The 12,794-nt window shown below is 61.7% G+C and carries 9 protein-coding genes and 1 tRNA gene; 5 read left to right on the top strand and 5 right to left on the bottom strand.

All coding sequences use genetic code 11. The features are described from left to right. Positions 1 to 51: 51 nt before the first annotated feature. Complete coding sequence (locus M1D89_RS12880; RefSeq protein ID WP_498650878.1) at positions 52 to 1,503, bottom strand: SDR family NAD(P)-dependent oxidoreductase; 1,452 nt, start codon at positions 1,501 to 1,503, stop codon at positions 52 to 54. Positions 1,504 to 1,576: 73 nt separating this feature from the next. Then, a complete protein-coding gene (gene glgC / locus M1D89_RS12875) occupies positions 1,577 to 2,989 on the bottom strand; it encodes a glucose-1-phosphate adenylyltransferase (RefSeq protein WP_498650877.1) in 1,413 nt (470 codons plus the stop codon). A gap of 93 nt (positions 2,990 to 3,082) precedes the next feature. Between glgC and glgA the strand changes: the two genes are divergently transcribed. Beyond that, on the top strand, positions 3,083 to 4,279 hold the full coding sequence (gene glgA, locus M1D89_RS12870) for a glycogen synthase (protein WP_498650876.1): 1,197 nt from the start codon (positions 3,083 to 3,085) through the stop codon (positions 4,277 to 4,279). 118 nt (positions 4,280 to 4,397) lie between these two features. Here the strand turns inward: glgA and M1D89_RS12865 are convergent, their stop codons facing one another. Both M1D89_RS12865 and M1D89_RS12860 read right to left on the bottom strand, forming a co-directional pair. Next, positions 4,398 to 6,497: an acyl-CoA dehydrogenase family protein gene (locus tag M1D89_RS12865; RefSeq protein ID WP_498650875.1), complete on the bottom strand. Its 2,100-nt coding sequence runs from the start codon at positions 6,495 to 6,497 to the stop codon at positions 4,398 to 4,400. A gap of 46 nt (positions 6,498 to 6,543) precedes the next feature. Continuing rightward, positions 6,544 to 7,332 carry a TetR family transcriptional regulator gene (locus M1D89_RS12860; protein ID WP_498650874.1) on the bottom strand — a complete coding sequence of 263 codons (789 nt, stop codon included), beginning with the start codon at positions 7,330 to 7,332 and terminating at the stop codon, positions 6,544 to 6,546. Between M1D89_RS12860 and M1D89_RS12855 the strand changes: the two genes are divergently transcribed. Genes M1D89_RS12855 through M1D89_RS12845 form a run of 3 tightly spaced genes read left to right on the top strand, consistent with a single transcriptional unit; the run spans position 7,331 to position 10,957 of the window. Beyond that, positions 7,331 to 8,683, top strand: a complete 1,353-nt coding sequence (locus M1D89_RS12855; protein WP_498650873.1) for an acetyl-CoA C-acetyltransferase — start codon at positions 7,331 to 7,333, stop codon at positions 8,681 to 8,683. The genes M1D89_RS12860 and M1D89_RS12855 overlap by 2 nt on opposite strands. Positions 8,684 to 8,693: 10 nt before the next feature. Next, positions 8,694 to 10,034: a 3-oxoacyl-ACP reductase gene (locus tag M1D89_RS12850; RefSeq protein ID WP_498650872.1), complete on the top strand. Its 1,341-nt coding sequence runs from the start codon at positions 8,694 to 8,696 to the stop codon at positions 10,032 to 10,034. Continuing rightward, positions 10,031 to 10,957, top strand: a complete 927-nt coding sequence (locus M1D89_RS12845; protein ID WP_498650871.1) for a MaoC/PaaZ C-terminal domain-containing protein — start codon at positions 10,031 to 10,033, stop codon at positions 10,955 to 10,957. The genes M1D89_RS12850 and M1D89_RS12845 overlap by 4 nt, the downstream gene beginning before the upstream one ends. A gap of 167 nt (positions 10,958 to 11,124) precedes the next feature. On the opposite strand, the gene M1D89_RS12840 is transcribed toward M1D89_RS12845, so the two are convergent. Beyond that, positions 11,125 to 11,210: transfer RNA gene (locus M1D89_RS12840), tRNA-Leu, on the bottom strand. Positions 11,211 to 11,478: 268 nt separating this feature from the next. Here M1D89_RS12840 and M1D89_RS12835 point away from each other — a divergent pair. Continuing rightward, positions 11,479 to 12,783 (top strand): M20/M25/M40 family metallo-hydrolase, encoded by a 1,305-nt coding sequence (locus tag M1D89_RS12835; RefSeq protein WP_498650870.1) that lies wholly within the window; start codon positions 11,479 to 11,481, stop codon positions 12,781 to 12,783. Positions 12,784 to 12,794 lie beyond the last annotated feature (11 nt).

Genomic DNA, 12,794 nt, shown 5'->3' with positions numbered 1-12,794 from the left:
AAAGGGCCCTTAAGAGTCGATCTTAAGGGCCCTTACTACACTCACAATCTTCTACCAGGGGGAGGGCCTGTAGTCCTTGAGGAAGACACCATACTGGTCTTCGCCCTTTTCGCCCATCACGATGGGGTCGTAGACACGTGCGGCGCCGTCCACCAAGTCCAACGGAGCGTGGAATCCTTCCTCCATGAGTCGGACTTTGGTGTAGTGCGGCCGTTCGTCAGTGATCCATCCGGTGTCCACTGCGGTCATGAGAATGCCATCGGAATCCAGCATTTCCTGGGCGCTGGTCCGGGTCATCATGTTCAGCGCAGCCTTGGCCATGTTGGTGTGGGGGTGTCCCGGGCCCTTGTAGGCACGGGAAAACTGCCCTTCCATGGCTGAGACGTTGACGATGTACTTCCTGTGGGCCGTGGACCGTTTCATGGCATCGCGAAGACGGCTTACCAGCAGGAAGGGTGCCGTGACGTTGCAGAGCTGGACTTCGAGCATCTCCAAGGGATCCACCTCGTCCACCACCTGGGTCCAGCTGTTGATGGACGCGAGGTCCGGAACCAAGCCACCGGCATCGATTGCCGTTCCTGATTCAATTCGCTCCAATGATGCCGATCCGGTGGAGAGCGCCAGCGAGGTGATCGCGTCACCTGCCAGAACCGGGTGTTCGGTGACGCTGCTGGCCAAGGCGAGCGGGTGCTTGTCATGCGCATGACCGAAGGTCACCAGCTCGGGGCCACCGTTGGCAGCTTCAAGGGCCGCAGGCAGCGGCTCGTCCTCTGCGTCGACCAAGGGCTTGTAAGCGTTGCCGGAGCGTCGCACGGTCTGGGCTGCATTGTTAATAATGATGTCCAGCGGTCCGGCCTCGTTGAGCGAGTCGGTCAACGCCATGACTTGTGCCGGGTCACGGAGGTCTATGCCAACGATTCTGAGCCGGTGGAGCCACTCTCCGCTGTCTTCCATGGCAGCAAAGCGTCGCGCGGCATCCTTGGGGAAACGGGTAGTGATGGTGGTGTGGGCGCCATCGCGGAGCAGGCGCAACGCGATGTACATGCCGATCTTGGCGCGTCCGCCGGTCAATAAGGCCCTGCGTCCCGTGAGATCCGTGCGGGCATCGCGCTTGCTGTGGCTGAAGGCCGCGCATTCGGGGCAAAGCTGGTGGTAAAAGGCGTCAACCTGCGTGTAGTGCTTCTTGCAGATGTAGCAGGGACGCGAGCGGATGAGGTGCCCGGCGATCTCGCCGGTGGCTGAAGGCGCCAGCTTGTTGCCGCGGGTTTCGTCGTCAATGCGATCCCGCGCGGCGGTAGCTGTCAGGGCGATGACGGCGCGGTCAGCTTCGGCAATCGAGTCCCGTTTGGTGACACGGCGGTGCCGTTTGACGGCTTTGAACATCTTGCCGGTGGCACGACGGACTGCAACGTAGTCCGGGTGCTCTTCGTCGTAGACGTGGATCGTGGTCAGAACCTTGAGGCAGGCCTGGATCTCTTCAGGCGTCAGATCGGTGGAGCTCATTGACCTGATTTTACAGCCTTGGGAGCCTGAGGCCTGCCTCGGGTTCTGTCAACGTCAGCCGCGGATGTTCGGGTTAATGCGAGGCACTCTGGGCTGCGGCGTCTGCCACGCGTGATTGGATGCCCGCCGCTACCTTTTCGGCGGAGTCGCGGATGTCGGGATCGTCATGGGTGGCCGCCTTGACAGCTTCCGGCAGTCCACGCCGATGTTGCGCCGACAGCGCGAGCTCTGCCTCACCGGGTTCCGGAACAACCTGGCCCTTCGCAAGCACGGTAATGCCCGACTCAGTGACCTTGTAGCCCCGTGCCTTATCCAAGGCAGGGTCCAAACCGATGGCCGCGCCAGCGGGGACCTTGACGTTCTTGTCCAGGATTGCGCGCTTGATCACGGCACCTTCGCCGACACGGACCTTATCCATCAACACAGAGTCCTGGACACGGCTGCCTGCCGCCACATAGGCGTCGTTGGAGAGCACGGAACCTTCAACGATGCCACCGGAAACCACCACGCCGCTGGCAACAATGGAATCGAGGGCCGTTCCCACCGTGTTGTTCTCGCCACGGACAAACTTTGCCGGGGGCGAGATGCTCTGGCGGGTGTAGATCGGCCACTCGGAGTTGTACAGGTTGAAGATCGGCACGGGGGAGATGAGGTCCATATGTGCGTCGTAGAACGAGTCGATGGTACCGACGTCACGCCAGTAGGTCCGGTCGCGTTCGGTGGCACCGGGGATGTCGTTGAGCGTGAAGTCGTACACGCCGGCTTCGCCTTGGTCCACGAAGTAGGGAATGATGTCCCCACCCATATCGTGCTTGGTATCGAGTCTTTCCGCGTCCACGTGCAAGGCTTCAACGAGGGCGTCTGCATTGAAGACATAGTTGCCCATGGAGGCGAGGAACTGCGTGGGGTCGGCTGCCAGTCCGGGGGTGCTGGCCGGCTTTTCCACGAAGGCCGCAATCTTCTGGGGATCGTTCTGGTCTACCTCGATGACACCGAACTGGTTTGCCATGTTCAGTGGCTGCCGCACTGCAGCAACTGTCGCTTTGGCCCCGCTGGCAATGTGCTGCTCCACCATTTGGGAGAAGTCCATGCGGTACACGTGATCAGCGCCGACCACTACCACGATGTCCGGGGCGTCGTCATGGATGAGGTTCAGCGATTGGTAAATTGCGTTGGCACTGCCAAGGAACCAGCTCTTGCCCACACGCTGCTGCGCCGGAACAGAAGCCACATAGCGGCCCAGTTGGGTGGACATACGCCAGGTTTCAGAGATATGCCGGTCAAGGCTGTGCGATTTATACTGCGTCAGCACGACGATCTTCAAATATCCCGAATTAACGAGATTGGATAGTGCAAAGTCAATTAGCCTGTAGCCGCCTGCGAACGGAACCGCGGGCTTGGCCCGATCCGCCGTCAGCGGCATGAGTCGGTTGCCTTCTCCGCCTGCCAATACGATTGCCAGAACTTTCTTCAACGCCATGGTCACAGCTCCCCGTACGTCTTCGTATCCCCCAAAAGTCCGATTTTCCGGACTCTTTCACACTAGAACACATACGCCGGAACGACTACGTTGGTTAGCGTGCGAATAGACATTGTGACTAAAGAATTCCCTCCGGAAATTTATGGCGGTGCCGGTGTCCACGTTGCCGAGCTCAGCCGGGTGCTGGCAAAGCACGTCGACCTTCATGTCAGGGCGTTCGGCGCGCCCCGTGATGCCGGCTATCATGGGGCTTCCGTGGCGTCCTACGCCACGCCCGAAGACCTCGGCGATGCCAACGCTGCCATCCAGACCCTCGGCGTGGACCTGAGGATAGTTCCGGACATTGCGGGAGCGGACCTCGTCCACTCGCACACCTGGTACGCCAACATGGCCGGCCATCTCGCGTCGCTGCTGCACGGCATTCCGCACGTGCTCAGCGCTCACAGCCTGGAGCCCCTGCGCCCATGGAAGGCTGAGCAGCTTGGCGGCGGCTATGCGTTGTCCTCCTGGGTGGAGAGGACAGCGTATGAGGCAGCCGCCGCAATCATCGCCGTTTCCGATGGCATGCGTCAGGACATCCTCCGCAGTTACCCCAACGTGGATCCCGACAAGGTTCGCGTGGTCCATAACGGCATCGATGTCTCCCTGTGGGAGCGTGATGAAGAGGATGACGCGATCCGTGCGCTTGGTATCGATCCCGCCAAGCCCAGCGTGGTCTTCGTAGGCCGCAACACCCGCCAGAAGGGTGTGCCGTACCTGCTCCGTGCTGCGTCACGCCTGGCGGAGGATGTCCAGTTGGTGCTGTGCCTCGGGGCTGCGGACACTCCCGAACTTGCCGCTGAAACTGCACGCCTTATTGAAGAACTGCAGGCCAAGCGGGAGGGCGTCATCCTCATCGAGCAGATGCTGCCCAGGAAAGAGCTCATCCAGGTCCTCAGCCATGCCACTGCGTTCGCGTGCCCCTCGATTTACGAGCCCCTGGGCATCGTGAACCTCGAAGCCATGGCATGCGGCGCAGCAGTGGTGGCAAGTGCCACAGGCGGCATTCCGGAAGTGGTCCAGCATGGCGAAACCGGGCTCCTCGTCCAACTGGAGCAGGTCACCGACGGGACCGGGACACCATTGGATCCCGAGAAGTTCGTCAGCGACTTCGCTGCGGCCCTGAATGAGGTAGTGGCGGATCCTGCGCGGGCCCGTGAGATGGGAATTGCTGGACGACGCCGTGCGGAGGAGCACTTCTCCTGGGAGTCCATCACTGAGACAACGCTTGAGGTCTACCGGTCGGTCCTGCGCTAAATCCCTGGCGTCCCAAGAGGAGAACAAACCACGACGGCGCCGTCCCCTTTGGTGGGGACGGCGCCGTCGTGGTTTTCAAGAGTTCTGCAATTGTTCACCGCGTGGCAGCGAACTCCTGCTAGCGGGCTTTGGGTGCCTTCAGCGCCAGGAGCGTTTTCTCATCCGCCGGCGCCTTGCCGCTGGCCCGCTGCTCGCGGAAGTGTTTGCGGGCAGCATCCTGACGGGTAGCTTCTGCGCCGGTTGCGATGGAGGCGCGAAGGTGCTCCGGGCCGTAGCCGAAGGCGTCGACGAGGTCTACGGCGTGGGGACGGATCTTGACCAGGAGTCGGTTGATGTAGGTGCCAACGGTCCGGCCACGCTGCATCGAGAGCCTTCCATTCATCAGGTACCAGGAGAGGTGCTTCTCGATCAAGGACAAGCCGAACAGGTCGCGCAGCCACGTCAAGACGCGCTTGGTTCCCTCATCCGATACATGCGTGAGGGCCTCAGTGAAGGCTTCCCACTGAAGAAGTTCCGCATGGGCCTGGGCCGCTTCGATGAGTTCGTGTTGGTGCTGGTTGAACAGGGCCGCGGCCTGGTGCTGTGGAAGTTTGTTGGCTCCCTTCAGTGCAGCACCGACCTCGGCAACCATCGACTGAACGCGGTCAGCCAGGAGGGTACGCTGGCCTTCCTCGTCCCGCAACGCCAAAGCCGCCTTCTGGACTGAGCCGGTATCAGCCACGAACTGGGCAACCTGCCGGAGGCCCGTCCGGTGCAGAGCCACGCCGGCAGCCTGATCAACTACATAACGTGCAAGGACGCCGAAGTCGGCGCTGCGGAATTCCTTGGCGTAGTCAGCCAGGAGCCGCTTGGCTACCAGTTGCAGCAGCACGGTGTTATCACCTTCAAACGTGACGTACACGTCGAGGTCCGCACGCAATGAGGCAAAGCGGTTCTCGATCAGGAAGCCGGCCCCGCCGCACGCCTCCCGGCACTCCTGCAAAGTGTCCAAGGCATGCCAGGTGCTAAGGGGCTTGAGCGCGGCCGCCAGCGTTTCCAGGTCCTGGCGGTCGGCATCTGTATCGTGTGCGCCGGAGAAGACGTCGTCGAACTTTTGCAGGAGTTGTTCGTGGGCGAAGCTCGCAGCGTAGGTGGTGGCCAACCGGGTGAACAAGCGGCGCTGGTGCCGCTGGTAGTCCAACAAGACCTCTTCATCCGTGCTGGACGAGGCATTGAACTGACGGCGCTCGGTAGCGTACTGAATAGCTGTCTTGAGAGCCACCTTGCTGGCAGCCACAGCGGCTCCATCGAGGGAAACACGTCCCTGGACCAGAGTGCCCAGCATGGTGAAGAAACGGCGTCCCGGGCTCTCAATGGTGGAGGAGTACGTGCCGTCCTCAGCGACGTCGCCATAGCGGTTCAGGAGGTTGGTCCGGGGGATGCGTACATTCGAGAAGTGCAATCGGCCGTTGTCAATGCCGTTCAGGCCGCCCTTGATCCCGTCGTCTTCGCCGCCGATTCCCGGAAGGAACTCCTTGGTGGCGGGATCGCGGAGTTCTACATAGAAAGCGTGGACACCATGATTCACATTCTTGGTGATCAGCTGGGCAAACACCACCGCGGCGAGGCCGTCGTTGGCTGCATTGCCGATGTAGTCCTTCCACGCCGCCCGGAAGGGGGTATTGATGACGAATTCCTGGCTGCCTTCGTCGTAGGTCGCCGTGGTTGCAATGCTGGCAACGTCCGAGCCATGGCCCGTCTCGGTCATGGCAAAGCAGCCGGGAATCTCGAGGCTCATGATGCCGGGGAGCCACTTGTCCTGGTGTTCCACCGTGCCGAGGTGCATGACTGCAGAGCCGAAGAGGCCCCACTGGACGCCGGCCTTGATCTGAAGGGAGGGGTCAGCCGTGACGATCTCTTCGAAGCCGGCGATGTTGCCGCCGTGATCGTCAGAGCCGCCCAGCCGGGTGGGGAAGGCGCGGTGGACTGTGTTGTTATCCACCAGGAACTTCAACTGCTCAAACACCCGGGCGCGGTGTTCGGTGTGGTGCAGGCCTTCGATCTTTTGCACCGCCGGGTTGCCTGCCACCTTGCGGGCTTCGTGGCGGATATGGGCCCATTTTCCAAGGAGCTGCTCGCCGAGGGCAGCGACGTCGACCACCGGGTCTGCGCCGGTGGCGGCTTCTTCGCGGCCGGAGGGTTGCTGGGCGGATGAGGCCCGATCCACTACTTCAGTCATGTTGCTTCCTTCTTTGGTTCCGACAACTGATGAGTCATTGCTGGTGTCACGTGCTGCTTTTGAGCTGCGGGGCGATGCCGAGGCACAGCCAATCCGTAATCTGCGCGGCCATGGTTGCCTGATCTGGCTTGGTGCTCCCGGCAGGACTTCCCAGCCACATTTCTCCGGCGTTCCGCACGAGTCCGATAGCGGCCGTGGGCCAGTAGATGATGACCGCTTCTTTCTCTTCTCCCAGGTGCTCCCGCATGGGAGTCGCGATCATGTCCGTGATTTGTTCGAAGAAGTTGCCCAGGGCGCCTGAGGCCGCGATAGCGTCCTGAGCCGAGGCCTCCCCAGGGGTGAGCCGGGTGATGAAGGCGTACACGTTGGGGCTGGATTCGGCCATCTGCAGATAGGCGGAAACCATGGCGAAGAGTCCCTCCCGCGGGGTCTGCGCCAATTGTGCGGCCTCCTGCATGCGGCGTTGCATCTGCCCCAGCACCACTTCACCCATTGCTTGCTGAAGACCTGCCTTGTCCCCGAAGTAACGGTAGAAGACCGACTTGGATGTACCCGCGGAGCCGGCTATGTCCTCCATGGAGGCGTCGCTTCCGAGCCTATGAACAGCTTTTCGCGCGGCTTTGATGAGTTCGCGCCGGCGCTCCTCACGGTGGGACTGCCACCGGGTCGCACGTCCATCTACCAAGGCTTCTGCCTCCGTGGCTGCAAGGACTTCAACGGCACCCCCCGCCGAGCCTGCGGCGCTTCCGGATTCTTCATCGCGACTGTTCACGATACCCAGCGTATCAGGTACGCTGGGTATCAGTAACTGGCATTGATCGAAGGAGACAAGCATGGCTACAGCAGACGTGACTACGGACGGGCCCTTGGAACCGACCTCTGGCCCGCCATCAACCCGCGCGGCATTCATCGTGGGCGGCAACCGCATCCCGTTCGCACGAACCGGCGGCGCCTACGTAAAGTCCTCCAACCAGGACATGCTGACCGCGGCCTTGGAGGGGCTGGTGGCCAGGTTCGGACTCCAGGACGAACGCATCGGAGAGGTAGCGGCCGGGGCAGTGCTTAAGCACTCAAGGGACTTCAACCTCACCCGGGAAGCTGTCCTCGGCTCTGCCTTGTCGCCCGAAACCCCCGCTTACGACCTCCAACAAGCCTGCGCAACGGGCCTGGAGACCGTTCTTGGGTTGTCCAACAAGATCAAGTTGGGCCAGATTGATTCAGGAATCGCCGGTGGCGTGGACTCGGCATCGGATGCCCCGATCGCCGTCAGTGAGGGACTGCGCGAAATACTGCTTGACCTGAACAGGGCAAAGACCACCGTACAAAAGCTGAAGATCATCGGCCGGATCCGACCCAAGGATCTGGCCCCCGATGCTCCCAACACCGGGGAGCCCCGCACGGGGCTGTCCATGGGCGAACACCAGGCCCTCACTACTGCACAGTGGAAAATCTCCCGGGAAGCGCAGGACGAGCTTGCTTTTAGCAGCCACCGCAACCTGGCTGCCGCATACGAGCGGGGCTTCTTCGATGACCTGATCACCCCGTACCGCGGGCTTACCCGGGACTCCAACCTGCGCGCAGACACCACACTGGAGAAGCTCTCAACCCTTAAGCCCGTCTTCGGCAAGAACCTCGGCTCCGAGGCAACCATGACCGCGGGCAACTCCACACCGCTGACAGACGGCGCTACTACCGTCCTCCTGGCCACCGAGGAATGGGCAGACTCCCACGGCCTGCCCAAACTCGCCACAGTCCTGGACGGCGAAGCGGCCGCCGTCGACTTCGTTCACGGCAAGGACGGCCTCCTCATGGCGCCGGTCTTCGCGGTTCCCCGCTTGCTGGCTCGGCACGGACTCACTTTCGAGGACATCGACTTCTTCGAAATCCACGAGGCCTTCGCCGGAACTGTTCTCAGTACCTTGGCCGCGTGGGAAGACGAAGAGTTCGGCCGGACACGCTTGGGACTTGACGGCGCGCTGGGAAAGGTGGACCGGGCCAAGCTCAACGTCAATGGCTCGTCGTTGGCTGCAGGCCACCCGTTTGCGGCCACGGGTGGCAGGATCGTAGCTTCACTTGCGAAGATGCTGCATGAGAAGGGCACCGTTAATGGCCGCCCTGTGCGGGGCCTGATTTCCGTGTGCGCCGCCGGCGGCCAGGGCGTTGTTGCGATTCTCGAAGCAGCATAGGGGGAGTGCGATGACAGACAAATACACACAGCTGGTAAGTCAGGGACTGGGGAAGGACGTAGCCAAGAAGCTGGGCCTGCCCCAGCCCGTGGTGCTTCGACGCCACCAACCCGGCGCACCGCTCATCACGGGCCCGGTCTTGGTCAGTGGCGACAGTGCAGGGGCAGATGACATTGCCACCACCCTGCTTGGTTGGGGTTTGGACGTCCGCCGAAACGCGCTGCCCAAGGAGAAACTTGGGGCAATCATCCTGGTACTTGATGCAGTCCAGCACCCCGAGGACCTGGGTAAATCAGTCCTTACCGCTGGCGCATCCCTGCGGGACCTCTCGCCCAACGGCCGTGTCATCACCATGTCGCGGACTTCGCAGTCTGCCCGGACCCCGGCGTCTGCTGCCGCACGGCAGGGCATTGACGGATTCCTGCGGTCTCTTGCCAAGGAACTACGCGCGGGAGCGACGGCCAATGGCGTTCTCCTGGATGACAAGCTCGCGACCACCAGCCCTTCGGCACTGGGAGCCCTGAGGTTCTTCCTCTCGGGCCGCTCTGCGTATGTGGATGGACAGTTCCTGACCGTCCGCTCAACGTCAGGCAGCTTGCCGAACGACGCCGACAAGCCCCTCGCCGGAAAAGTAGCAGTTGTTACCGGTGCAGCGCGGGGGATCGGTGCAGCCATCGCCCGGACCCTGCACCGCGACGGGGCCAAGATCGTGGCAGTGGACATCCCGGCTGCCGGGGACCACTTGGCAGCTGTAGCCAACGAGGTACGCGGGACGGCCCTGCAGCTTGATATCAGCAGGGATGACGCCGGCCACCGCATCATCGAACACGCCGTGGAACGCCATGGCCGTCTCGACATCGTGGTGCACAATGCCGGGATCACCCGCGACCGGCTCCTGGCCAACATGGATGAGGGCCGCTGGCGATCAGTTATCGCCGTCAACATCGCGGCCCAGTTGAGAATCAACGAGGCACTTCTGGCTTCGGAGCATTTCAAAGAATCGCCGCGCATCGTGTCAGTCGCATCCACAAGTGGCATTGCCGGAAACAGGGGCCAGACCAACTACGGCGCATCCAAGGGTGGCGTCATAGGTATGGTGAGATCCACGGCGGCGCTGATGGAACCTTTCGGCGGGACCATCAACGCGGTAGCTCCCGGTTTCATCGAAACTGAAATGACGGCCAAGATGCCCTTTGCAATCCGCGAAGCGGCGCGCAGGCTCAACTCCCTCAAGCAGGGCGGGCAGCCCCAGGACGTAGCAGAAGCCATCGCCTTCCTTTCAAGCGATGCTGCCGGTGGAATCTCCGGAGAAGTTCTACGCGTGTGCGGGCAACAACTGGTGGGAGCATGAACCATCCCCAGCCCGTTGTCCTTGGAGAGCTCCCGTCGCTCTCCAAGTTATATGTCAACGCCGCAACGGCAGCAGCCCGCCGTCGGGTTCTGGGATCTTCCTCCGGGAAAAAGCGGCTGCCTGCGGTCAGCCACGAGGTCAGGGGGGCGCGGGCCGACGTCGAAAATCTAACCGCCTACCAACATTTGGTGGGTGAGACGGCCAGCGATACCCTCCCTGCCGGCTATGTTCATGCCTTGGCTTTTCCCGTATCCATGAGCGTCATGAACCGTGAAGACTTTCCGCTGCCGCTTCTTGGCATGATTCATCTAAAGAACCGCATCGAACAGCTGGTCCCCATCCAGTTCTCCGAAGAACTGGACATCCGCTCCTGGGCTGAGAACCTTGCCGGCCATAGGGCCGGAACCCAGCTTGATGTAGTGGCCGAGGTCCATTCAGGTTCCAGCGGTGACTTGCTGTGGCGTGGCGTGTCCACTTACCTGGCCAAAGGCGTCTTCCTGCCGGGTATCGACAAGCCAGGCAGTTCGAACGGCGCCTCCGGGGCGGACGACTTTGTCCCACCCAATCCCACCGCACTGTGGCAGCTGAATCTGGACACCGGCCGAAGCTACGCAGCGGTTTCCGGTGATTTCAATCCGATTCATTTGAGCGTCCTGTCGGCCAAGGCTTTGGGGCTTCGGGGATCCATTGCCCACGGCATGTACTTGGCCTCCCGGGCGCTGGCGGACGTGGGAGCGGCCAAGTCGGACTCGTTCTCTTGGGATGTCACCTTCGAAGCCCCTGTGTTCCTTCCAGCGCGTGTTGCCTTGGGCATCACCACCGTCCAGGCGGAGGCGGGCACGTGGGAACGCTCGGACTACGTGGCGTGGAATCCACGCAGCGGTAGGCGGCACTTTGCAGGAAGTGTTGTTGCCTTGGCATAAGGTGCCGCAACAACAAATGGCGGCGGCCACCAGCAGGTGGCTGCCGCCATTTCTTCGTTAACGACAAGTAAGGAAACAGTTGTGACGAAGCTCGCATGCTGTTCTTGCCGAAGTAGATCAGGATAAACAAAACAAGGCCCGAAATCCGTGGATTTCAGGCCTTGCGATGGTGCGCGGAGGGGGACTTGAACCCCCACCCCCTTTCGAGGACTAGCACCTCAAGCTAGCGCGTCTGCCATTCCGCCACCCGCGCAGGTGGTGTTCAGATGGTTCATTTTGCACCTTGCGGTGCTTCACTTTCCTCCGAAGCAGCGAGAAAAACTCTAACACGGTTTCAGGTTGCTGAAAAATCGGCCCCGGCTTGGGCACATCCGACTCACGCCCCGGGTGCGTGCGTTATACACATTCCGGACGTCTCCCGCCACTGGTGGGTAGGCTGATGGGACACGGGACGGAAACGCTGGGAAAACCACAGCGCGCGTCACCGGAACCTGCAGCCCAGCCACGCAAGGAGAGTTTCCATGTCTGTCATCCGCCCCGAAGACGAAGTTGTCCGGATCTGCCAGGAGCTCATCCGCATCGACTCCTCCAACTTTGGAGACGAATCGGGTCCGGGGGAGCGCGCGGCAGCCGAGTACACGGCCGGGCTGATCACCGAAGTCGGACTTGAAGCCGAGATCTTCGAGTCCGCCCCTGGCCGCGCCAACGTGGTAACCCGCGTGACCGGCGAAGACCCCTCGGCGGACGCCCTGGTAGTACATGGGCACTTGGACGTTGTCCCTGCCCTCAAGGACCAATGGAGTGTTGACCCGTTCAGCGGGGAACTCAAAGACGGCTTGGTCTGGGGTCGCGGCGCCGTGGACATGAAGGACATGGACGCCATGATCCTTTCAGTCATGCGTAACTTTGCAAGGACGGGACGAAAGCCAAAACGCGACATCATTTTCGCTTTCTTCGCAGATGAAGAGGCCGGCGGCACTTACGGTGCCAGGTACGCCGTCGAGCACCGACGCGAACTTTTTGACGGCGCCACTGAGGCGATCTCGGAAGTCGGCGGATTCTCCGCCACTATTGGCGGGCAACGAACCTACCTGCTGCAGACGGCCGAGAAGGGGTTGTCCTGGTTGCGGCTGGTAGCGCACGGCCGGGCCGGTCATGGCTCTCAGATCAACACTGACAACGCCGTCACCCGACTTGCCGCTGCTGTGACCAGGATCGGCGAACACAAGTGGCCCGTGGAATTGACGCCAACCACGCGACAGTTCCTGGACGGCGTCACCGAACTCACCGGCGTCGAGTTCGACGCCGACAACCCGGACATCCTCCTCAAGGAACTTGGTACTGTGGCCCGGTTCGTCGGTGCCACCCTCCAGAACACTTCCAACCCCACGTTCCTGCGCTCCGGCTACAAGCACAACGTCATTCCCGAGTCGGCCGAGGCGTTCGTTGACTGCCGCACACTGCCGGGGCAGCAGGAACTGGTGTTCGAGACCATCAAGGAACTCGCTGGAGACGGCATCGAGATCAGCTACGTGAACAAGGATGTTTCCTTGGAGGTGCCCTTTGCCGGGAACCTGGTGGACTCCATGATCGATGCCCTGCACTCCGAGGACCCGGGCGCTAAGGTCCTCCCGTACACGCTTTCCGGGGGCACGGACAATAAGTCGTTGAGCAAGATCGGCATCACCGGATACGGTTTCGCTCCGCTGATGCTGCCCGACGAACTCGACTTCACCGGGATGTTCCACGGCGTTGACGAGCGCGTTCCGGCCGAGTCGCTCCAGTTCGGCGCCCGGGTCCTGAACACCCTTCTCAGCAACTACTAAGGGCTGTGGGA

The sequence above is a fragment of the Arthrobacter sp. D3-18 genome (assembly GCF_054408525.1).
This window is presented reverse-complemented; position numbering and strand designations above follow the sequence as displayed.

Excerpts from the sequence above, each read along its gene's own strand:
- M1D89_RS12845 (WP_498650871.1), top strand. The coding sequence starts at position 10,031 with ATGAACCATCCCCAGCCCGTTGTCCTTGGAGAGCTCCCGTCGCTCTCC.
- M1D89_RS12850 (WP_498650872.1), top strand. The coding sequence starts at position 8,694 with ATGACAGACAAATACACACAGCTGGTAAGTCAGGGACTGGGGAAGGAC.
- M1D89_RS12860 (WP_498650874.1), bottom strand. The coding sequence starts at position 7,332 with ATGCTTGTCTCCTTCGATCAATGCCAGTTACTGATACCCAGCGTACCT.
- M1D89_RS12835 (WP_498650870.1), top strand. The coding sequence starts at position 11,479 with ATGTCTGTCATCCGCCCCGAAGACGAAGTTGTCCGGATCTGCCAGGAG.
- M1D89_RS12880 (WP_498650878.1), bottom strand. The coding sequence starts at position 1,503 with ATGAGCTCCACCGATCTGACGCCTGAAGAGATCCAGGCCTGCCTCAAG.
- M1D89_RS12865 (WP_498650875.1), bottom strand. The coding sequence starts at position 6,497 with ATGACTGAAGTAGTGGATCGGGCCTCATCCGCCCAGCAACCCTCCGGC.
- M1D89_RS12855 (WP_498650873.1), top strand. The coding sequence starts at position 7,331 with ATGGCTACAGCAGACGTGACTACGGACGGGCCCTTGGAACCGACCTCT.